The following is a 23,366-nucleotide window of genomic DNA, read 5'->3' on the forward strand; positions in this document are numbered from 1 at the left end:
TCAATTTTTTACTACATACACCTTTTTACTCGGCAACTCCAAACAATTTAACTGACCACCATACACAGCCCCGCCATCAATTCCAATAATACGATTACTACCAAAATACACTCCGCAATTCTCACTACCATGAAGCGTTTTTGTTTCCGTATGGCCAAATACAACAACCTTTTCGCCACTATACCCACTATGAAACTCATTACGGATCCACATTAACGTGTACGGTTCAGATTCAGAAACTTGTTTCATTGGCTCAACACCAGCATGTACAAATATATACTCTTCTGTTTCAATGTAATGATCTAATTCTTGAATAAACTTTACATGTTCCTCTAATACATGAGATTTTACAATCGGCTTTTGGAAGTCCTCCTCATTAACCGCAATGTCTTCTTCTACGAATCCATAGCTATATAATGTTTTATCTCCACCATTTCTTTTTACCCAATGGTTCCATGAACGTTCCTCATCAGTCGTTAACGCTTTAATCATCATATCTTCATGATTCCCCTTTAAAACGAACGCTCCTTCTTCTTTTAAATCTTTCACCTTTTCAATTACAGCACGTGCATTCGGGCCACGATCTACATAATCCCCTAATAGAATTAGTTGATCTTGTTTTGCATTGTATTGTATTTCCTCGAGTAACTTTTCAAATTTATCAATCTCTCCATGAATATCACTAATGACAAGTATCCTATTCATTTTTCCCCTTCTTTCTAAATTCAGTTATTTTTAATTATAACTGAATTTAAAGGAATCTTCTGAACTCAACTACTAGAAAGTATTATTATTACAAGTACAACCAATTTCCTTACAACAATGTAAGTCTCTTGTCATCCAATTCGATAGTTGCAACTACTGTATTTCCTTATACTAAAGGTAAGAAATGAAACAAAAAACAAGGAGAGATGAGATATGAAAAAAGTGATGGAAGTTGTTGTAGCAGTGGCAGAGGTTTTCGTAAACGGCAAACAAGTTGCAATGGAGTTAAACAAATAATGACAAGGACAAAATTCATTCTAGACCCTTTACTCATATAAAAGAGATAAGACTTCATCATTTCTTTGATCCCTTATCTCCCTGTAAAGAAAGCCGCATCCTTGTTCAGGATGCGGCTTTCTTTACAGTAATCTAGATATTCGAATAAACTCCAACAGCAAACAACTGTGTTTAAAATTTAAGTGATATGTAAATTCATTCCGTATTTAATCAATTTTAGTTTTCTCGCCACTGCTTGCGAGGCAAAATTCTCCCAAGAAGTACTATACAGTGGAATACGTTTTTCTTCTTTTACCGATATCGCCCAGGCTGTAACAACATCCGAACCATATCCATTCCCTTGAAACTCAGCTAACGTTTCTACACTCGCTTCAGAAGCCTCTGGGCTGCTTCTTGCACTACAACATATAGAAACTACTTGTTCATTTTCAACAATTGCAAAATAAGGTTGCCTCCATTCCATCTGTTCTATTAGATGAGGGAAATTTTCTCGCAAAAGCTCTTTATTTTTCTCTGTTATTTGTATCGCCCTAGTCGGCTTATTTGAATTATTTGGAAAAATGTAAGCAGAACCCATCCAAATATTCTCCACCGTTCTCTCATCATTTAATACTTTAATAATCTTTGCTATCTCTATATGATTTGAACATTCTAAAATTAATTTCTCCATCTTACTTATCATTTCACTATCCAGATTATAATGATATCTCTTTATATTCCCTTCACGAGTTCTACCAAGAAAAAAACGCGGTGCTTTCGGATTTCCCTGTTCATTTACACATATCATTTTTCCTGCTTGATTATGAACAAATAAAACCTCTGCCTGAATTGCTATTAACTCAAGTTCTGAAAGCCTCATTTATATCCTCCTTAGTTACTATGTGTAGTCTCCATATACTATCCATACTCTATTTTTCATGTTCAAAACAAAAACCCCATTTAAATACACATTACTGAATCCATCATACTAAATGACTTCTTCATTCTGTCTATCTAAATGGGATTAATTCGTACCCTTTATTTCTTCTTCTTTTTACTCCATTGGTTGTTGTGGCTGCACTACTTCATTCGCCCCAGCTACCCTCAACATATTCGCAATATCTTTAAAGCCTCTTTTTTCAGCATGTTGCAATGGCGTAGTTCCTTCATTGTTAGCCATATTTACATCCACTCCATGCTCAATAAGCATTTGAATTACCCTTTTATGGCTGTCACTACCATTTCCTAACACAATCGTTTCTAATAACGCTGTCCCACCACGATTATTTTTATAATTCACATCAATATCCGTGTGCTCTAATAATTCTTTTACGACCTCTACATGACCACGCTCTGATGCAGAAATTAATGCTGTTCCACCTGACCTAGTAGTTTCTTTCGTATTAGCTCCTGCATTAATTAGTAGTTTTACGATGTCTGTATAGCCCTCTCTGCTAGCATAAAGAAATGGATTGCTTTGTTTTTCATCTTGGATTTCAATATCGGCTCCTGCATCAATTAACGCTTTAACTGTCTCTATATGATTTTGATACACCGCTGCCAAGATAGGTGTTTCTCCATTATCGCCCTCTACGTTTATATTTGCCCCGTCCTTTATTAACTTCATAGTCGTTTCTGTATCACCTAGGGTCGCAGAAAGCAATAATTGCTTATCCATTAAATTTATACCAGTCTCTTCTTTATCTTTTTCCTTTTCTTTATGCTTTTCTTGCTTTTTTTCGTTTTTTTCGTTTTTCACGTGAACCGGTTTCGATTCAGGTTCTTCTTGCTTATCACAAGCCACTACCATCATTAAAAGTCCTAATAATGTACATAATAAAATTTTTTGTTTTCTCACAACTACAGCTCCTATGAAAGATAATGTTTTCTTAACCATTCCTCCATCACATGCAATAACTCTTCTTCAATAGATTTATCCATAAGTACCTTATATTCCTTCTTCAATTGTCATAGTATACTTATGCTCATGTTTTCTCAACATATAATTCATGTTTGGAATGATATGCCACCCAGCTCCATCATTAATATTATGGAGCAATTAGTTTAGCATATTTCAGCGATACTTGTACATCTTTGTTACCCTTAATTACTCAAATGTACTCTGAATATGTCACTATATTATATTGTAACTGTTCTTCTAACTATTTTACACCTTTTATCTTTCCGTTTTTCATCTCATCAGCCAAAGAAAAGGACAACCTTAGATGGTTGTCCTTTATGTAACTACTTTTTCGGATTAATGAGAATGTCCTCCGCTATTCTCTTTTTTCGGTTTCCCCATCATCTCTTTATTCATTTCCCACCTATGCTCTGATAAATCTTTATAGGAAAGGACCGCCCCAGTATATTTAGAAACAAAACTTTCTGCATCTTTTTTATCATTAAAAGAAATTACGTTATAAGCCATAGGTGTTGTTATTGTTTTATCATATACATAAGTTGCTTCCTGCAATGGAATCCAATCTTTCGTATCGTAGTCTCGCACAAACTTTTCTTTCATATTCTCATTTTTATTGCTATCCATCCATTTATACATGCAGCCAATATCATCAAACTTTAATGCTTTTCCACTCTCCAAAATAATTTCTGTTGTGAATTGATTATCCATTACCCCTATTTGACAAATATCACACTTATCGTTTTTCTCATCAACTGCAACTACTTCTATTTCCTTTTTTCCACACCCTACTACTGTAAATACGAAGCATAAACATATAGCAAGCACAGCATACTTTACTCTCATCCATATTTCCTCCCTAAAAAACAATATAATCCCCCTCAACGAGAATACATTATTCTAAAATATCTATTCGTTATATTTATATTCAACTAGAAGAATATCAAAAAACTGTGTGAAATTTGTGAAAAAACAATGTTATTTTTGTAATATATGGAACAAAAAAGAGATGTGCAGTTACTTCTACACATCTCTCATCATTCACAACCAGTAATTAATAAATCATCTTCTAACTTAACTAATAATGTGTCCGCATCAATGTTCTGTCCAACTTCTACATTTACTAATCTTATATTTCCACTGATCCCTACTGCGATTTTTTCAATCTCACCGTCATTTTTTCGGATCATCATTAATTTTTCCCATTCATATACGTAAGAGGATTCATTAATACAAATCTCTTCTACTATTCCTGTACATGAACTATAAATCTCTTCTATTCTTGTTTCCATTCAAAATCTACTCCCTACTTCACGCGCTTCTCTTTTTCACCTTATTCTACCATTCTTGCATACAGGTATTTATCTTTTTAAAAATTCAAAATTACCTCGTGAACAAAATGATCAAAATAAAAATTATGCTTCTAATGATGTTATTTTTCTAATTATTTACCATCCCTATTGAAACTCTTATTATAAACAAAAAACCTTTTTCAGAATTTTTATTTTATTTTGAAAGCGCAATCATTTTTGAGGGGGAGATTATGTGTTAGCATTACTTGGATTCGCAATGGTATTTGTCTTTATGTTTTTAATTATGACTAAACGTATGTCAGCATTAGTAGCATTAATATTAATTCCAATTATATTCGCGTTAATTGGTGGATTTTATGCAGATATGGGGCCTATGATGCTAGAGGGAATTAAGAAATTGGCACCTACTGGTATTATGCTTATGTTTGCCATTTTATATTTCGGAATTATGATTGACAGTGGTTTATTCGACCCCGTAATCGGTAAAATATTGAAATTCGTAAAAGGAGATCCTTTAAAAATTGTTGTCGGTACAGCTATATTAACTATTATCGTCTCTCTAGACGGTGATGGTACAACAACATATATGATTACAGTTGCTGCAATGTATCCACTGTATAAACGTCTCGGAATGAATCCACTTATATTAGCTGGGGTTGTTATGTTAGGAGCAGGAGTGACAAATCTTACACCTTGGGGTGGACCAACAGCTCGGGTTATGAGCGCACTTGGACTTGAAGCATCCGAGCTCTTCACACCGCTTATACCAGGAATGATTGCTGGTGCCATTTGGGTTGTTTTCGTTGCCTACTACCTTGGAAAAAAGGAAAGGAAACGTTTAGGAATTATGGATGTACAGTATTTAAAACAAATGCAAACAATGGATGAGCAAGCTGCAACAGTCGAAGCTGCAGTACATAAACGTCCTAAACTGCTATGGATTAACTTTTTATTAACTGTTGCCCTACTCGTCTGTCTCATACTAGAAGTTATGCCGTTACCTGTGTTATTTACAGTTGCTTTTGCTATTGCCGTTATGATTAACTATCCAAACTTAGAACAACAGAAAGAACGTATTGCGTCTCACGCTGGAAACGTTTTAGCCGTTGTTTCTCTCGTATTTGCTGCTGGAATTTTCACAGGTATTCTATCTGGAACAAAAATGGTAGATGCGATGGCTCAAAGTGTGGTTACTCTCATACCAGATGCTCTTGGACCTCAGCTTCCAATTATTACAGCTCTTCTAAGTATGCCGTTCACATTTTTCATGTCCAATGATGCGTTTTACTTCGGGGTATTACCTATTTTAACAAAAGCCGCTGCGGCTTACGGAGTTAGCGCAGCTGAAATGGGGCGCGCTTCATTACTTGGGCAACCTGTTCACTTACTAAGCCCTCTTGTCGCTTCCACTTATTTATTAGTCGGAATGGCCAAAGTTGATTTTGGTGAACACCAACGCTTTACTTTACTTTGGGCTGTTGGAACGACAATGGTTATGTTGATTACTGGAATTGTAATTGGAATTATTCCAATATAAGATGAAACTAGAAAAAACAGTAGAGGAAATGTAATCCTCTACTGTTTTTATTGTTGTGAAAGTCCCCTATGAAGAAACGCGGAAATACCTTCTTTCTGGCCTCCCCACACTTCCATATATAAGCTCCGCATGCACTTTCTTTCCAGAGATCAAATACTCTAAATAGCGCCTCGCAGTTGATCGGCTTACACCTACCATTGAACTTAGCATCTCTGCAGTAATTCCCTCCTCATTAACAGTTAACATATGCTTTTTTATTTTTGCTAACGTTAAAGGATCGATTCCTTTTGGCGCATATTCTATTGGATTTGCCTGCACCCCTCTTTGGGACCATAGATGTTCAATCTGTTCTGAAGATAATTGAGCATTTTTCTTTAACTTCGTAATCTTCTTTTGATAACTTTCTAAACTTGTTTTAAACCGATCAAATGTAAGTGGCTTTACGATATAATCTGTTACCCCGCCTCGTAAAGCATGCCGCACTACATCCGTCTCTGATGCGGCTGTAATCATAATAATATCTGTATCATGCAAATTATGCCTAATATATGTGACGAGTTCTGTCCCTTGCATGTCAGGTAAATATACATCTAATAAAACGAGTTGTGGCTTTACAAACTCTAGCCATTCTTTCGCCTGTTCCCCAGTCGTTGCTGTTCCAATTACTTTAAACCCCTCAATTTTTTCAGTAAAACGACGATGAATTTCCGCAATCCGAATATCATCTTCTACAATCAATACTTCAATCCCCTCATTCATTACAATTCGCCTCTCTCTTTCGGTAATGCAATGATAAATAAAGCACCACCTAAATCCCCTTTTTCAATCGCAATACTTCCATTTAAATCTTCCACTAACTCTTTCACTTTCGCTAATCCATATCCACGTTTTTCGCCCGCCTTCGTCGAAAAACCTTTATAGAATATGCTTGTAATTATTTCATCATGAACACCTTGTCCTGAATCTTCTACTTCAATTAATATTTCTTCCCCAATGTCTGTTACAAACATTCTTACTTTCTTATCATGATCTTGATTTCTTTCAATTGCTTCAAATGCATTCGTGATCAAATTCCCTAAAATAGAAACAACGTAATTACTCTCAATATGTGGGCTTAAATTTTCTAAACTACTTTCCCGATCTAGCATAAAATCAATCTTCAACTCTCGTGCCCTATTATAAAATCCAATTAAAATCCCACCTAACCATGGATTTTGAATTCGTTTCATAATAAATTGAACGAACTCTTGATATACTGCCGTTTCCTTATGAATAAGCTCTAAAGCATCTTCATAAGACTCTAATTGAATAAGACCTGAAAGCGTATACAATAAATTGTTATATTCGTGCGTTTGCGCCCGTAATGCCTCTGTATACTGCCGTGTTTGAGACAATTCCGCTGTTAATTGATCCATCTCAGATTTCAGGCGTAAGCTGGATACTACACCCGTTACTTTATGATTAACTTTAATAGGGAGACGATTGGCAATAACATCCTGCCCCTTTATATTTAATTGGCGATCAAATTGTTCTTCTCCGGTTTGAAGTACATCCAGTATCGATGAATTAGGAATAACATCTAAAATAAATTTCCCTATTACATTTTGTTGTTTATCTAAAGAAAGGATATCGTATGCTGCTTGATTTACTAAACTAACCATTCCATTTTTATCAATTACTACAATCCCTTCACGTACAGATTGAATAACTGTACTATGCTCCTCATATAAAGATGAAATTTCTTCTGGCTCCATTCCAAACATCATCCGCTTAATACTTTTTGCTAAATATACAGAGCCAATTATCCCAATTAACAGACCTGTTATTGTAATCCAAAACACACGCTTTCCATATACTTCTATCGCTCCATGAATATCATCCATTGAAAAACCGACAGATACTACACCAATAATTTCATTATCCTGATTACGAATTGGGACTTTTCCGCGTAATGAAGGCCCTAATGATCCCGTTGCTTTCGAAACGTAAGATTTCCCTTCTAATAGAACCCCTTTGTTATCTCCGCCCACCATAGCTTCTCCTATTTTATCTCGCTTAGGATGTGCATAACGAATACCATCTTTATTTCCAACTACAATAAAGTCAGCATCTGTTTCGATTCGAATTTTTTCTGCAATTGGCTGAATAATAGAAGCTGGATTTTCTTTTTGAAAAGCTTCCTGGATTTCCGGTATAGCAGCAACTGTTTTCGCAACATGCAACGCTCTTTTTCCAATTTGCTCCTCTACTGTTTCAGATAATATATAGTAAAATAAATAACTTGTTAACAGCAGTACAACAAGAATAAGTGTGCTAATAGTTAATGTAATTCTCGGTTGCAGCTTTAATTTTTTAAATTTCAAAACCATTCCCCTAACATGACTAAAGATAGAATTTAAAGAAAATACAGTTTTTTGATTTTCACCTTCAATCATAACACGGCTACTATATATTTCTTTATCTTTATCTTCATAAAAAAAGAAACGAAGTAAAATTACTACCCCGTTTCTTAATGCTTGTTATTACACTTTAAATTTACCAATCATTACTTGTAGTTCTTCTGCCATTCCCGATAAATGAACTGCTGCTGAATTTATTTCTTCTACTGAAGCTACTTGTTCTTCAGAGGAGCCAGCAATATTTTGAACGCTTGCTGCATTTTCTTCAATCGTTGCTGCAATTTCATTAATAGATGCACTTACTTGTTTTGTATCTATCGTCATTCGCTTCGCTACATCTACCATACTATCAATTTGTACAACTGTATCATTTGTAGATTTCAATATTTCTACAAAGCTTTGCTTCGCCTCATTTGCAACTACAAGCCCTGATTGTACCTCTGTCCCAACTTGATTCATAGAACTTACAGTTTCTTTTATATCAAATTGTATCTCTTTCACTAACTTTCCAATTTCCGTAGAAGACTGTCCCGATTGTTCCGCTAGTTTACGTACTTCATCTGCTACAATTGCAAAACCTCTTCCTTGCTCTCCAGCTCTTGCAGCCTCAATTGCAGCATTTAATGCTAATAAGTTTGTCTGCTGTGCAATATGTTGAATCACTTCTAGAATAGCTCCAATTTGCTTTGACTTATCATCTAATAACGTAATGACTTTGTCTGACTGTGAAACAGACTCATGAATTAATTGCATTTGATTCACAGTTTGTTCAACTAACTTTCCACCATCTTCAGCTTTTTTCTTCGTATACATAGATGCTGTGGATACTAATGAAGAGCTATCCGCAACACGCTGAATTCCTTCTGTAACTTCTTCTAACAAAGTCGCTCCTTCTTCAACTTCCCGCGTTTGTATTTCTGCACCACTCGATACTTGTTCCATCGCTTGTGTAATTTGCTCTATCGCTTCACCTGATTGCTTCATGCTAGCTGTTAATTCTTCTGAAGATGCTGCTACATGACTTGCTGAAATATTTATATTGGAAATGACATTATGTAATGATGATGCCATCTCGTTAAAGCTTTCTCCTAACTGCCCAATTTCATCTTTAGAATGAACTGTAATTGATTCTGTTAAATCACCTTCACTAATTTTTTTCGATGATATTACAAGTTGTTTTAACGGTTTAATAATAGAAGCAATTATAAAGTAAATTAAAACCCCGCCGATCATTAATGAAATACCAATAACAGTTATCGTTTTATAGAAAATAGGCTCCGCCGCTTGAATAATTTCTTTTGAAGGCATAATTCCTGCTATTTTCCATCCAGTTTTCTTACTCGTTTTAAAAGTAATATTACGATCTTCACCATCTAATGAATAATGAAAATCACCAGCTTCCTGTTTATAAAATTCCTTACTAAGTTTCTCTTCTAATTTCTCTCCTGGCTTCAGTGTCGGGTGTGCGACTACATTTTTATCTTGATCAAATATCGCTACATACCCTTCCTTACCGATATTAACCATCTTAGAAGTAGTTACAATATCATTGATAATTAAGTCAATCCCGAGAACACCACTTTTATCTTCGTTTTGTTTTGCTAGTGTAATAACAATATTCCCTGTCGTTTTTGACTTATATGGAGCAGTTACAATCACTTCTCCGCTTTTTTTCACTGCCTCTTTATACCAATCTCTTTCTGTAGGATTATATCCTTCGGGCATTTGAATAGCTGGTGATTGAATAAATTGTCCATTACTAGATCCTGTATAGATCGCTTCCATTTCTGGATGTAATTTATTATATTCTTCTAGTTTATTTTGGATGTTTTGAATTTGATCCGCTTGGTAACTTGATTGTGTAAATAATTTCGTAAAATAAGTTGCATCTACTTTTTTACTATCCAATTCCTTATTAATTACATTATCCAAAATTTTTATATTATCTTTCGCCGATTTTAAAATCGTTTCATTAAAATTTGTTTTCGCCTGCTGATAAGACGTCCAACCAATTACAATACTTGGAAGAATTAAAATAATAATAAATGACACAAGTAACTTTGTTTTTAAACTACTACTCCTTAATTTCCTTTGAAACATATTCCTACCCCTTCATACCGTTTTACATGCAATAACTTACAATTAATCTATTTATAAAAATTATAAGATATAAATACGTTAATGAGACTCTTTATTTCTCTTTACTCATCTTTCTAAATTTAAAAGATTATTGCATACATACTTCATTCTATAAAAATTTAATAATTAAAACAATGTATAAAAATGTATATTATTCGAAATATTATAATTCACAGAAGAACCTCTAGTATCCCACTTACTAGAGGTTCTTTCCATCTTACTATTCTTTAGTTTTTTCTACTTCTTTTTCCTTATCTTCTACTACAGATACAACAGGTTTATCATTTGCTAATTGTTGTACTGCCCCTTTTCCTGCAAACCCTTCTAATAACTCTTTTAAATCAATACCAGAAGAAGCTTTTAGTGTTTCCTGCATTGTTGCCATTAAATCAGTCGCATAACCTGCAACTTTTCCGGCGCCGCTATTCTTACCACCGCCGCCTGTATCGACAACTGTAATTTTATCAATATTGCTAAGTGGACTTGCAATTTCTTTCGCATAACTCGGAAGCATTTTTAGAACCATATCCATAATTGCCGCTTGCCCATATAATTCAAATGCTTCTGCAATTTTTTGTTTCGCTTCTGCTTCTGCTAAACCTTTTAACCTAATAACATCTGCTTCGGCTGTACCTTGTGCCTTTTGTACTTCTGCTTTTGCCTGACCTTGTGCTTTTTCAATTTCTGCTTTTGCTAAACCTTCTACACGAACTTCTTCTGCACGTGCTCTTGCTTCTGCTTCAATTTTATATTGATCTGCATCTGCTTTTTTCATTTGTTTTACTTTTTCCGCTTCAGCTGATTGTTCAACAGCATAGCGATCTGCATCTGCCTTTTTCTTTACTTCTGCATCGTATTGCTTTTCACGACGCGCAATCTCTTTTTCTTCTAACTCAATTTGCTTTTCACGCTCAATGATTTTAACTCGCATTTGCTCCTCTGTAACACCTTGTTGCGCTTTCGCTTGTTGTAATTCGTAAGAAAGATCTGCATCTGCACGAGCTTGTTCTTGGTCTCTCTTATAAGATTGTACTTTTAATTCCTTATGTTTTTCAGCTTCAGCGATTTGTGCATCACGTTGATATTCCGCTTCTTTCGCTTCTTTCTCAGCACGAGCTTTTTCAATTCGTGCCTCTTTTTCACGCTCTGCATTCGCAACTGTTGCATCACGCTTAACCATTGCGATTTGCGGCTGACCAAGTGCATCTAAGTAACCGTTTTTATCCATTATTTCTTTAATTGTAAAGGAAACGATGCGAAGTCCCATCTTCTTCAAATCAGTAGAAGCTACTTCATGCACCTTTTGTGCGAATTGCTCTCTATTACTATAAGCATCTTCTACTGTCATAGAAGATAAAATAGCACGTAGATGCCCTTCTAAAACTTCTTTTGCTTCTACTTTTAACTCTTCCGTTTCTTTTCCTAAATATTGTTCAGCTGCTGTAGAAACTTCTTCAATTGTCGATCCTACTTTAATAATAGAAACACCGTTTACTGTAATCGGTACACCTTGTTTCGTATATGTATCACGTGTTCCAACTTCTAATTTGTAGTTTAATAAGCTAAGAAGTTCTGCCCGTTGCATAATTGGAACAACGAAAGTACCACCACCGCGGATAATCTTGATCTTCTTTCCATCATCAGTGATAACAACATTCTTTCCACCACCAAGCCAGTTTCCTGTTACAATTAATGCTTCATCTGGACCCACTGTACGATACTTCGTAATGAATACTAAAATGAGTAGAAGTAAAATTGCGAGTAAAACTCCACCGATAATTAATGGAATCGTCATGTAAATTCCCCCTTATAATTTTGGTTTTTTTAAAGAATAAGCGATGTTTTGTACAAGTAAAACACCATCTTGAACTCCCTCAATAATGACCTCGGTTCCTTGTGAAATATCTTTTTTTCCAATTGTTTTCGCTGGTATTGCATTACTTCCAAATTGGGATGAAATTAATACTTCTCCAAATCCTTCTTTCGGAATCGATATAATTACTTCTCCTTTTCGGCCAATAAATTCATCCATACGGTGCATTGTATTTTGCTCTGCCTCTGCAATTGGTTTTAAAATTAGTATTTTCATTATGAAAACACCGATAAAAGATATAGCAAATGAGCCCCCGAAAATAACGAGACTATTATAGGAATATAAATACTCTCCTATATAACTAAGTCCACATAACATGGCGAAAAAACTAAGTAGCAACGTTACAACGGATACAGATCCGCCTCCAAAACTAAATATTGATTCAAATATATCTCCAAAAAAGATATAAATAACAGTAAGTATAGTTGCAATTATAAATCCGTATAAATAAATTGTTTCAAGTGGATAACCAAACAAGATCATTTCTTATCCCCCTTTCTTAAACAATCCTTTTTTGTTATATCTATGCCTCACCTCTTTCAAAGATCATCATTCTTAATTTTCAGTTATTTAATCTTTAAAGAAAAACCTGTAAGACAGGCCTCTAAAAAAGAACAGGAGAAACCTATTGTGACAGGCTCCTCCTAGTAAATAACCGATATATTGTATATCTATATAATATACTATTTTCCACAAAAAGTAAAGTTAAACATACATTGGAAGAGTACTTATTTTATCCCGCATTAACGGGCAGTAAAACTCCCACTTCAAAATTCGGCGAATGCGAGGAAGTTAGGTGGGAGATAACTGCCCATAAAAGCCCGATTGGTTCAACTAATAACCAGTGGGGGATGAACAGAACCCCCGCTGATTAAAGTTTCACTTTACTGATAATGCGTATGTTCCATCGCCATTATCATATTTATATACATACAAGTAGTACTTACCTGGTTTTGCATTAAATTTTGCTTCTATATGATTTCCATTTGCTTGACCGTAAGCTGCATAATTTTGCATATTTGATTCATGGTGAAGTACCCATGTCATCCCGATTCCATGCTCATTTAAAACAGAAATATCGATATCTCTCGCTGATGCTACATTAAATGTATAAACATCGGTGTGATCCCCGCCGATAAGGCTACCTTTTATAGTAGTGTTTAGCCCGATACGATTTGCTTCCTCTGAACGATTATTTGGTTCAGATTCTGTTAAACTCCCATCTTTAATCGTAACAGTTGTTTCGCTTCTACTCTCTTTTCCTTTATCATCTTTTACTACTAACGCTACTTTATAAGTTCCTTCTCTTTCATATGCATGTACTGGATTAACTTCTTTACTTGTTCTGCCGTCTCCAAAATCCCATAAATAAGAAACGATTTTTCCATCTTCGTCTTTTGATCCATCACTTTTGAATTGAATTCCTTCTTTTACAAACCCATTATAAGGTCCGTTTACATTAACCGTCGGAGCTTTATTTTCTCCGTCATCTTTTGCGATACCATGGAAGACTACATCATATTCAAATTCATTTGAACTATTCACACGATAATTAACGAAGTATGCTGTAACCGTTTTGTAGCCACTCCATTCTTTTTGCGTCAATTGTTCTAAAGCCTCATTTACTCTTTTACTCATTGCTTTCCAGTCTTCTGACTCACCTTTTGTTACACTACCTGTAAACGTGCCTTCTAATGTAAATGTATTAAAGAATTGAGATGTATGCTTTGTCATTTTTGTATCTTTCATAGACAACGTTTCACTAATTTCTTTCTTCACTTCTGTTAGTGCTTTTGGTGCATGTTCAGCTAAATAATCATCTGCTACTTCCGGCACATTGTACTTATCTTGATTATCAATTAGCTGCTGCATATACTCTTGATACTCTTTATTTAACTTAGAATCTTTACTTAAAGTCTCACGATACGTATCATAATTTCCCACATCATTCGCACGAATTAAATCTTGAATTTTATCAAACGTTTCAAATTGATGAGTATATAAGTAAGACTGCAATGCGAACGAGTAGTTATAGAAATCCCAAGAACCATATTTAGCAAATAGTGTACGCTCTGCTGTATAACGGCTTGCAGGATCAGATGATAATCCACTAATGATGCTCTTTCTTGGTACAACGTTATTTGTACGAGTAGATCCTGCGAAAAATTCTGCATTCCCTTCTTGGAACCAAGTTAATCTTTCATTTTGATACATATCTCCTCTTCCAAATAAACCGGGAACTTCATATCTCCCTTGAAGATAATGAGTAAACTCATGACGGAATAACTCTTCTAAACTATAAATACTTTGCTCTGGCGTACGCTCATATGTAAAGAATGTCCCTGTCTCTTCAATATAAATTCCACCGTTGTTTGTTTCATATCCATACAATTGTCTATTTAACTGGTATTCGTCTGGAGTATTATAGATTACTATCGTTAATACGTCGTCTGCATTACCTTGTTCTAAAGCTTTGTCATTTCCGATCACACGGTGATATTGTGCCTTTACTTCTTTTGCTGCCCAGTATAATCTCTTAATTTTTTCCTCTGATACTTTATCTCCTGTTTTGAACACAATAGACCCATCATCGAATGTGTACGTTTTTGGTAAGTACTGCTCTTTTCCTTCTTTACGTATCTTCTCTAAATCTACCGTATTCCCGCTATAATCTTTCCCGTTATAGTTTGTTGTAATTTGTTCTACTGCAACAAAATACGGTTCACTTAAACGTGGATACATATGCATTGCTTGTGTAACAACTTCTAATCCTTTATTTGGATTGCTATGAAACTTCCCTAATCGGCTAGCAAAATAAATTCCATTATTAACGAGCCATTTATTTTCTGGCGTTACTTCATTTAGAAGAGCAATACGATTTATTTCATTAATAAACCCATCTACTTTTCCATACCACATCGTTTCATTCGCTTCTTTACGAGCCTCATTTAAGTAAGACTGTATATCATAATCAATGCCTTGCATCATATCGTATACAGCTTGTCCTTTCATACGATCGTCTACATATGCATTAAAATTATCATTATATTGTTTTAAAATATTCGATGCGTATTGCACCGTTTCAACATCACTTGATGCATTACTAATTAATTTTCCGTATGCAGATACGACTGTATCCTGCTCATTTGTTCCAAGCTTAAAGTTGGGATTTTTCGCAATAGCTTTTAACGCTGGTAAACATTTGTCCTGGAAGCTTCTTTCATTTAAGTCGCTTAATTCATTATTATAAAATGCAAGATAAAAAGCTGAACGTAACACTTCAGTAAACGTTTGAATTCCTTTTGAATCATCTTTCGTAAATGTACTACCTCTATGAGCTAATTCGTCTATAATTACTTGCATTTTTCCGTTATCTTTATAAAAGGCTTTTGCATCTTCATTAAACTGGAATAAGTCTGTAATTTGGTGCCACTTAATACTGCCTAACGTTTCAATTAATTCTTGATCATTCATTTTGTTTAAATCAGCCATTGAATAGCTTTCTTTAGCTTGCTTTACTGCCGAGTTCTTCGTAATAGATGCTGGTCGCTGTGAAAAATCTCCTACTTTTAAACGTTCTTGAAATGATAATGTTTCCTCGGCTTTAGAAGCGTGTCCGATCTCATCTACTGGTTTTTCAATTCCAACTGGTTTCGAATGCAATACATTATACGGTACCTTTTCTTCTGCTGATACATTCGTTTGAATTGCTCCGAGCGATAGCGCCATTGTACTAATACTAAGCAAAACTTTATTGATCTTTGATTTCTTGTTCATATTATTGCCCCCCTATTTATATATTCCATTCAAGAAATTAACATATTATCTGGATGAAATGATATAAAATGCAATATTTCATATTATTTCTTCATACATTTTGAACATATAGTGAACGAAAGGGACTTACAGTTTCCGCTACAGTTGCTCCATTATTTAAGCAATCGAAACATCCTCGTATTAATATCCTTCCCCTATTCAAAAAGACCTTATCATAAGCATATTTCAACATGAAATTGCTATAATAAGGTCTTCTCAAAAACTTATATAATCATTTTGTATAATAATAAGATAAAACGTTATTTATTTCTTAAATAATCTCTTTCTAAATACAAACATACTTAATGCTGAAAGAACAAGTGCTAATCCAGAAAGTAAGATCGGTGTGTTAGCTTGACCACCAGTTGCTGCTAAAGACTTCTGATTTTCCTCTTGCTTATTAGCATGTTGTTTATTTGAATCTTTTTCTTTCGCACTCTCTTGTCCTACCACTTTTACTGGACCAACTTGATTATTCCCTTTTGGCTCTTGATCCAATCCAGTTGCTGATTCTTTTACCTCTTCTTTTGTACCTTCAACTTCTTTCGCCGGTTCTTTCACTTCTTCTTTTGTACCTTCAACTTCTTTCGCCGGCTCTTTTACTTCTTCTTTTGTTTCTTCAATTTCTTTTACCGGCTCTTTTACTTCTTCTTTTGTACCTTCAACTTCTTTTACTGGTTCTTTCACTTCTTCTTTTGTACCTTCAACTTCTTTTACCGGCTCTTTTACTTCTTCTTTTGTACCTTCAACTTCTTTTACCGGCTCTTTTACTTCTTCTTTTGTTTCTTCAATTTCTTTTACCGGCTCTTTTACTTCTTCTTTTGTTTCTTCAACTTCTTTTACCGGCTCTTTTACTTCTTCTTTTGTTTCTTCAACTTCTTTTACTGGTTCTTTCACTTCTTCTTTTGTACCTTCAACTTCTTTTACCGGCTCTTTTACTTCTTCTTTTGTTTCTTCAACTTCTTTTATCGGCTCTTTTACTTCTTCTTTTATTTCTTCAACTTCTTTTGTTGGTTCTGTCACTTCTTCTTTTTCAACTATATTCTGGATTACTGTTCCGTTAAAACTTATACTAGTTTCATCCGAATCTAAATCAAATTTATATACCTTTTCACCTGGAGTACTCCATTTCATTACTCCATTATTAAACGTTCCCCCCTCACTTGTTAGTTTAATATTCTCAATAGTTTCTCCTTCTAAGTCATATACGGGAACTTGAATTTCTTCATTTACTTTTGCTTCATTTAAAATGATTTTTTGTCTTCCGACATCAATTGAAAACCATTGACCTAATTGTATTAACGGCCTTACATCACGAATCTCATTTCCATCTAATTTTAAACTTAGTAGGTCTAACATTGAACCAAGAACTGATACATCTTTAATATGATTATCCGCAAGGTTTAACCACTGTAAATTTTCCAGTGAAGATAACGGCGTTATATCTTCAATTTTATTATGAGATACATTCACCTCTTTCAATTGTTTCAAGTTTGAGATGAACTCAATATTTTTCAACCCTACTCCTTCTAAAGTGATGTTTTCTAAGTTCGTCATGTATTCTAAACCAGTTAGATCTTTTATCTCTTTTTCTTTAAGTATCTCTAATGTTTTAATCTGTAATAAATCTTCTTTTGTTATAGGGGCATTTAGATTCTCTCTACCAAAATTCTTTTTATTAATATGTTGTTGTAAATTTTTATCAAGAATTACATTTTTACTTTCTGTTTGTTTTTCAACTATACTTTGTATAACCGTCCCATTAAATCTTATTTTACTTTCAGCAGAATTCGTATCTAGTTTAAATTCATATATTTTTTCTCCAGGACTATTCCATTTTATAAACCCGTTATTCAGAGTAGCCTCTTCACTTTTCACATTAATATTTTGAAGTGTTTCTCCTTTAAGATTGTATATTGGAATTTTTATTTCTTCATCCACGCTTGCTTCATCTGAAAAGATTTTTTGTCTTTGAATATCGATATACATTCTTTTTCCTAATTCTTGGACAGGTCTAACATCACGAATTTCATTCGAACCCAGCTTTAAATCATATAAACCTGTTAATTGACTAAGTGGTGTTATATCTGAAATATAGTTTTCCTCTAAATTAAGTGATTGTACAGTAGATAATCTTAATAAAGGTTCGATGTTTTTTAATTCATTTTTAGAAAGGTCTAACTCCACTAACTTTTTCATTGAGGTAATATGCTCGATATTAGTAAGTCCATTGTTACTTAAAGATAAATTTTTCACATTTTTCAATTGCTCAATCCCAGCAAGATTAGCATTACTAATTTGATTATTTGCTACAGTCAAAGTCCTTAAAGTCGTTACTGTAAATAATGGTTTAATATCTTTTATATAATTGCTGTTTAAATCTAACATTTTAATCTTCTTCATTTGACTCAATGGGCTTAAATCTGAAATTTTATTGTTTCTCAAACTTAAAATCTCAACATGCTCTAACTCAGCCAAAGGTCCAATATCTTCGAGTTCACCATAAGTTATACTTAATGATTTTAATTGTCTCATTTTCGAGATAAACTGTATATTTTCTAACTTAACTTCTTCCAACGTTAAGTTTTCTAAGTTCGTCATATATTCTAGACCGCTTACGTCTTTTATTCCTTTACTTTTTGCCTCAACGACTATTAAAGATTTAACTTTTAATAAATCTTCCTTAGTTATTGGCGTATTTAGATTCTCTCTATTCAAGTTATATTTATTAATATGCATTTGCAATTGCTTATCTACTATTACATTTGCACTTTCATCTTGTTGATCCACTTTATCTTCTTTATTTTCCTTTTGTTCTTCTGGAACATTGCCTTCTAAATTCAATGCATTTACTTCAAATTGCACTTGATACTTATTATCATAGGCCATTGTCGGAATATAAATATGCATTTGCATATTATATCTTTTTCCTAATTCTCCAACTTCAAATTGAATAACCTTCGTCCCATTTTTCTTTTTATCCTCTGATATGACTTTTACATCATGGAATACACCAGGAGTATCAATATCCTCTGTTTTCAAGTATTGAAAGAAATCACTATCACTTAACGTTGCCGTTACAATTTTCTTTCCATTCTCAATTGTTAATTTCGGATTTTTTATATAAACAGCTGCCATAGACTCTTCATTCGTTTTATCTTTATACGCTTTAATAACAGCATCATATGTACCATCTTCTAAAGTCTGTCCAGTTTTATTCGCCTCAATTGCTACTGCCGCTAAAGCCGGTGTCGAATATACAGCAAACGGTAACGATAACGTCGCCGCTATTAACATCGCATTTATATGTTTTCTTTTATTTCTTTTCAACTTTACATCTCCTCCAAAATATATAAATCAAAATGTAATCATTTCTCGAATAAATGATAATGATTTTCATTTTCAGTGTCAACTAACAATATAAATATTTCGCAAAAATTTCTTAAAAATTTCACAAAAAAATAACCCCTTTTATAAGAGGTTATGCCATTTTCTCTCCTGATTCTTCTTTAAAAAAGCTTTTCATTGCATGAAATACATCTGCTTTTTGCTTTAAAATATAATATCTGAAATTCTCATCTTTAATATTTTTATAGGCTGACATAAGCGTACTATGGCGGTTGTACTGGTTCACTTCCCCATACCCAAACATATTACACTTCTTCATTAACTCTTCCACAAGCTTTACGCATCTAGCATTATCCGAAGTTAAATTATCACCGTCTGAAAAATGGAATGGATAAATATTATAGCGATCTGGTGAATATTTATTATCGATTAACTCAAGTGCTTTTTTGTACACAGAAGAACAGATCGTTCCACCACTTTCTCCTTTTGAGAAAAATTCTTCTTCTGTAACGACCTTCGCTTCCGTATGGTGAGCAATAAATTCAATGTCTACGGTTTCATACTTTGTGCGTAAAAATCTTGTCATCCAGAAAAAGAAGCTACGTGCCATATACTTCTCCCATATCCCCATCGATCCACTCGTATCCATCATCGCTAATACAACAGCTTTTGAATCTGGCTTTAACACTTCATTCCAAGTACGGAACTTTAAATCTTCTTGGTGAATTGGATGGAAAGATGCTTTACCACGCATTGCATTTCGTTTATATGCAGATATCATCGTTCGTTTCTTATCGATATTTCCCCATAATCCTGTTTTTCTAATATCATTAAATTCAATGTGTTCAATCCGGTTTTCATCCAGTTCTTTTCTCTTTAAATTAGGCAACTCTAACTCTTTGAAAAACGCTTGCTCCAGTTCTAAAATTGAGACTTCTGCTTCATAATAATCTTCTCCAGCTGCATCTCCTGCCCCTTGCCCTTTTCCTGGTCCTTTCTGCTTTTGACCACCTGATCCATCTCTCGCAACGACATCGCCAACTTTGCTGTCACCGTTCCCTTGCCCAACATGTTTATTTTTATCATAATTGTATCTAATCTTATATTCATCTAAAGAACGAATCGGTATTTTCACAACATCCCTACCATTAGACATAACAATATTTTCTTCTGTTACAAGATCTGGCAAATTATTTTTAATTGCCTCTTGTACTTTTTCTTGATGGCGTTGTTGGTCGTCATATCCTTTGCGATGGAGGGACCAGTTTTCCTGTGAAATTGTATAGTTTGGTTGATTTTCTTCGCCCATGCCTTTCCCTCCTTACTGTATTTGTTTTCTCTTATGAACAGCAATCTATAATTTTGTTTTCTAGTGTGCGTAACTATAATATTTGAAAAATAACTGTTCATCGAAAATCATCCCATAAACATATATAGCGTTTTTCATACAATACTCCGAGCATCTTAAACAAAATTTTGCCACTCACATAATAGAAAGAAACATTCAGCCGTTGATAAGAAAGAAACACAATGCATTGTTGCACACATTTTCGTTTTGCAACATATTGTATTGTGTTGGCTTTTTTGTATGAATGGTTGGTTACTCTATCATATGCATATTGTAAAAATAATTGACAATAAATTCATAAAATCGCATCTTAATTTATTATATTCGGACAAGCTATGACATTTTTTACAAATATCAATAGATAACAAAACGCCGTCCCAAGAATAAGAGACAGCGTTTTGTTATCAAACTATCGATTTAACAAACTACCTACATATCGTAACAATTCATTCGCGGATGAAGAATTATAGCCATGCTCATCAATTAAGCGTGCAACAACATCATTGATTTTCTTAAGCTGATTTTCATCTGGTGTTTTCGTTGATGTTGTAATTTTCACTATATCTTTTAAATCAGCAAATAATTTTTTCTGAATCGCTTCACGAAGACGCTCGTGTGAATTATAATCAAAGCGCTTCCCTTTACGTGCATAAGCAGAAATGCGAATTAAAATTTCTTCACGGAATGCCTTTTTAGCATTTTCTGAAATGCCAATTTGCTCTTCAATCGAACGCATAAGTTTTTCATCTGGGCTCATTTCTTCACCTGTTAAAGGATCCCGTAATTTTGATTTATTGCAGTACGCTTCGACGTTATCTAAGTAATTATCCATAAGTGTCTTAGCTGATTCTTCGTATGAATAAACAAACGCTTTTTGCACTTCTTTCTTAGCAATTTCATCGTATTCTTTTCTCGCTAATGAGATAAAATTCATATAGCGCTCTCGGTCTTCACTACTAATTGACGGGTGCTGATCCAATCCGTCTTTTAGCGATCTCAGTACATCTAGTGCATTAATAGATGGTACCTCTTTTCGAATAATTGTAGAAGAAATTCGGTTAATGACATAACGAGGATCAATCCCCTTCATACCTTCATCTTGATATTCGCGTTGCAATTCTTCTACATCAATCGCATTATACCCTTCTACCGTTTCTCCATCATATAAACGCATCTTTTTAATTGCATCAATATCCGGACGCTTCGGATCTTTTAAACGAGTTAAAATAGTGAACATTGCTGCAACGCGAAGTGTGTGCGGTGCAATATGAACATTTGACACATCACTTTCACGAATCATTTTTTCATAAATATGTTCTTCTTCACTAACCCGTAAATTATATGGAACCGGCATTACAATAATTCGTGAATGCAATGCTTCATTTTTCTTATTTGCTATGAAGGAACGATATTCTGTTTCATTTGTATGCGCTACAATTAATTCATCTGCTGAAATAAGCGCAAATCTTCCTGCTTTAAAATTCCCTTCTTGTGTAAGCGATAATAAATGCCATAAAAATTTCTCATCACATTTTAGCATCTCTTGGAATTCCATCATTCCACGGTTCGCCTTATTTAATTCTCCATCAAATCGATATGCACGAGGATCTGATTCCGAACCGTATTCTGCAATTGTAGAAAAGTCTAGACTACCTGTTAAATCGGCAATATCTTGTGATTTTGGATCAGAAGGACTAAATGTACCAATTCCTGTACGGCGATCTTCAGAGAAGAAAATACGCTCTACAACTACATCCTCAATTCTTGACCCGTATTCTTGCTCTAGACGCATAACATTTAATGGTGATAAATTCCCTTCAATTCTTACTCCATACTCATCAAAGAAATCATTCCGTAAATGCTGCGGAATTAAATGAAGTGGATCTTCATGCATTGGGCAGCCTTTTAATGCAAAAATCGCTCCACGATCTGTTCGTGAATATGTTTCTAATCCTCGTTTCAACATCGTAACTAATGTTGATTTCCCCCCACTAACAGGCCCCATTAATAACAAAATACGTTTTCTAACATCTAATCGTTTTGCAGATGGATGAAAATATTCTTCCACAAGGCGTTCTAAGGCATCCTCTAATCCAAATAGCTGATTACTAAAGAAGTTATATTTTCTTCTACCATCAACTTCTTCAATTCCAGCATCTTTTATCATATTGTAAATGCGAGAGTGTGCTGTTTGAGCCACCCATGGTCTTTCTTTCACAAGCTCCAAATACTCCGCAAACGTACCTTCCCATTGTAAACGTTCTTCTGCTTCCCGATATTGTTCAATTTTCTTTAGAATATCCATTATAGCTCCTCCCCCATCTCCTTGTTCAATCGGATTATTATAAAAGGTATGCTAGGATGTCCTTAAACATTCTTTAAATCAAAACGAAATATATAATAGCGCTATAAAATTCTCTCCAAAATTCAAAGAAAATTCTGTATAATAAAGGTATTAAAGTTTTTACGCTGCTATTCATTGTAAATAAATTCTTTTCTTCTAGGAACCTTACATACATTTCGATTCACAAATAGGATTCGTAAACCGAAAAAGTAAGGAGGAAATTAGGATGAAGTTATTATTAATTTTAGGTGTATCACTCACATTTCTTACAGCCATTTTCACATCTGGTTATAACGATAAACCAGGTACACATAAAAAGTGATGTGCTTTTCAGCACATCACTTTTTTTC

At 34.2% G+C, this 23,366-nt stretch carries 15 protein-coding genes and 1 pseudogene; 1 reads left to right on the forward strand and 15 read right to left on the reverse strand.

Annotated elements, in window-relative coordinates:
- From ACE38F_RS25040 to ACE38F_RS25060, 5 genes are all read right to left on the reverse strand, one after another.
- Positions 1-705 carry a metallophosphoesterase family protein gene (locus ACE38F_RS25040; RefSeq protein WP_375370761.1) on the reverse strand — a complete coding sequence of 235 codons (705 nt, stop codon included), beginning with the start codon at positions 703-705 and terminating at the stop codon, positions 1-3.
- 475 nt (positions 706-1,180) lie between these two features.
- Complete coding sequence (locus ACE38F_RS25045) at positions 1,181-1,861, reverse strand: GNAT family N-acetyltransferase (RefSeq protein WP_375370760.1); 681 nt, start codon at positions 1,859-1,861, stop codon at positions 1,181-1,183.
- 174 nt (positions 1,862-2,035) lie between these two features.
- On the reverse strand, positions 2,036-2,878 hold the full coding sequence (locus ACE38F_RS25050; protein WP_375370759.1) for an ankyrin repeat domain-containing protein: 843 nt from the start codon (positions 2,876-2,878) through the stop codon (positions 2,036-2,038).
- 360 nt (positions 2,879-3,238) lie between these two features.
- On the reverse strand, positions 3,239-3,745 hold the full coding sequence (locus ACE38F_RS25055) for a nitrous oxide reductase accessory protein NosL (protein WP_375370758.1): 507 nt from the start codon (positions 3,743-3,745) through the stop codon (positions 3,239-3,241).
- Positions 3,746-3,936: 191 nt separating this feature from the next.
- Entirely contained in the window at positions 3,937-4,191 is a 255-nt protein-coding gene (locus ACE38F_RS25060; protein WP_002169200.1) for a hypothetical protein, read from the reverse strand.
- A 253-nt stretch (positions 4,192-4,444) separates the two neighbouring features.
- Here ACE38F_RS25060 and ACE38F_RS25065 point away from each other — a divergent pair, with 253 nt between their 5' ends.
- The gene (locus tag ACE38F_RS25065; protein ID WP_215555169.1) at positions 4,445-5,749 is read left to right on the forward strand and encodes a CitMHS family transporter; all 1,305 of its coding nucleotides are present in this window, start codon (positions 4,445-4,447) and stop codon (positions 5,747-5,749) included.
- Between the two features lie 66 nt (positions 5,750-5,815).
- On the opposite strand, the gene ACE38F_RS25070 is transcribed toward ACE38F_RS25065, so the two are convergent.
- The 10 genes and pseudogenes from ACE38F_RS25070 to ACE38F_RS25115 form a co-directional block, all read right to left on the reverse strand.
- Positions 5,816-6,508, reverse strand: a complete 693-nt coding sequence (locus tag ACE38F_RS25070) for a response regulator (protein WP_199674495.1) — start codon at positions 6,506-6,508, stop codon at positions 5,816-5,818.
- Positions 6,508-8,118 carry a sensor histidine kinase gene (locus ACE38F_RS25075; protein ID WP_341307986.1) on the reverse strand — a complete coding sequence of 537 codons (1,611 nt, stop codon included), beginning with the start codon at positions 8,116-8,118 and terminating at the stop codon, positions 6,508-6,510. The genes ACE38F_RS25070 and ACE38F_RS25075 overlap by 1 nt, the downstream gene beginning before the upstream one ends.
- Before the next feature lie 153 nt (positions 8,119-8,271).
- Positions 8,272-9,219, reverse strand: a complete 948-nt coding sequence (locus ACE38F_RS25080; RefSeq protein WP_445819119.1) for a methyl-accepting chemotaxis protein — start codon at positions 9,217-9,219, stop codon at positions 8,272-8,274.
- A pseudogene (locus tag ACE38F_RS25085) lies at positions 9,214-10,248 on the reverse strand (HAMP domain-containing protein); the annotation flags it as partial. The pseudogene ACE38F_RS25085 and the gene ACE38F_RS25080, both read right to left, overlap by 6 nt.
- A 259-nt stretch (positions 10,249-10,507) precedes the next feature.
- Positions 10,508-12,082 carry a flotillin family protein gene (locus ACE38F_RS25090; protein ID WP_085308997.1) on the reverse strand — a complete coding sequence of 525 codons (1,575 nt, stop codon included), beginning with the start codon at positions 12,080-12,082 and terminating at the stop codon, positions 10,508-10,510.
- 12 nt (positions 12,083-12,094) lie between these two features.
- Complete coding sequence (locus ACE38F_RS25095; RefSeq protein ID WP_215580519.1) at positions 12,095-12,643, reverse strand: NfeD family protein; 549 nt, start codon at positions 12,641-12,643, stop codon at positions 12,095-12,097.
- A 396-nt stretch (positions 12,644-13,039) separates the two neighbouring features.
- Positions 13,040-15,937 carry a collagenase ColA gene (gene colA / locus ACE38F_RS25100; RefSeq protein ID WP_375370757.1) on the reverse strand — a complete coding sequence of 966 codons (2,898 nt, stop codon included), beginning with the start codon at positions 15,935-15,937 and terminating at the stop codon, positions 13,040-13,042.
- Positions 15,938-16,240: 303 nt separating this feature from the next.
- Positions 16,241-19,306, reverse strand: a complete 3,066-nt coding sequence (locus ACE38F_RS25105; protein WP_375370756.1) for a leucine-rich repeat domain-containing protein — start codon at positions 19,304-19,306, stop codon at positions 16,241-16,243.
- A 151-nt stretch (positions 19,307-19,457) separates the two neighbouring features.
- Entirely contained in the window at positions 19,458-20,633 is a 1,176-nt protein-coding gene (gene yhbH, locus ACE38F_RS25110; RefSeq protein ID WP_002113900.1) for a sporulation protein YhbH, read from the reverse strand.
- Between the two features lie 448 nt (positions 20,634-21,081).
- Positions 21,082-22,977: a PrkA family serine protein kinase gene (locus ACE38F_RS25115; protein WP_375370755.1), complete on the reverse strand. Its 1,896-nt coding sequence runs from the start codon at positions 22,975-22,977 to the stop codon at positions 21,082-21,084.
- Between the last annotated feature and the right edge of the window lie 389 nt (positions 22,978-23,366).

The organism is Bacillus altaicus, from assembly GCF_042136375.2.
Taxonomy (GTDB): Bacteria; Bacillota; Bacilli; order Bacillales; family Bacillaceae_G; genus Bacillus_A; species Bacillus_A cereus_U.

Coding starts and splice junctions, on each gene's coding strand:
- ACE38F_RS25040 (WP_375370761.1), bottom strand. CDS start 705: ATGAATAGGATACTTGTCATTAGTGATATTCATGGAGAGATTGATAAA.
- ACE38F_RS25045 (WP_375370760.1), bottom strand. CDS start 1,861: ATGAGGCTTTCAGAACTTGAGTTAATAGCAATTCAGGCAGAGGTTTTA.
- ACE38F_RS25050 (WP_375370759.1), bottom strand. CDS start 2,878: ATGGTTAAGAAAACATTATCTTTCATAGGAGCTGTAGTTGTGAGAAAA.
- ACE38F_RS25055 (WP_375370758.1), bottom strand. CDS start 3,745: ATGAGAGTAAAGTATGCTGTGCTTGCTATATGTTTATGCTTCGTATTT.
- ACE38F_RS25060 (WP_002169200.1), bottom strand. CDS start 4,191: ATGGAAACAAGAATAGAAGAGATTTATAGTTCATGTACAGGAATAGTA.
- ACE38F_RS25070 (WP_199674495.1), bottom strand. CDS start 6,508: ATGAATGAGGGGATTGAAGTATTGATTGTAGAAGATGATATTCGGATT.
- ACE38F_RS25075 (WP_341307986.1), bottom strand. CDS start 8,118: ATGGTTTTGAAATTTAAAAAATTAAAGCTGCAACCGAGAATTACATTA.
- ACE38F_RS25080 (WP_445819119.1), bottom strand. CDS start 9,219: ATGGCATCATCATTACATAATGTCATTTCCAATATAAATATTTCAGCA.
- ACE38F_RS25090 (WP_085308997.1), bottom strand. CDS start 12,082: ATGACGATTCCATTAATTATCGGTGGAGTTTTACTCGCAATTTTACTT.
- ACE38F_RS25095 (WP_215580519.1), bottom strand. CDS start 12,643: ATGATCTTGTTTGGTTATCCACTTGAAACAATTTATTTATACGGATTT.
- colA (WP_375370757.1), bottom strand. CDS start 15,937: ATGAACAAGAAATCAAAGATCAATAAAGTTTTGCTTAGTATTAGTACA.
- yhbH (WP_002113900.1), bottom strand. CDS start 20,633: ATGGGCGAAGAAAATCAACCAAACTATACAATTTCACAGGAAAACTGG.
- ACE38F_RS25115 (WP_375370755.1), bottom strand. CDS start 22,977: ATGGATATTCTAAAGAAAATTGAACAATATCGGGAAGCAGAAGAACGT.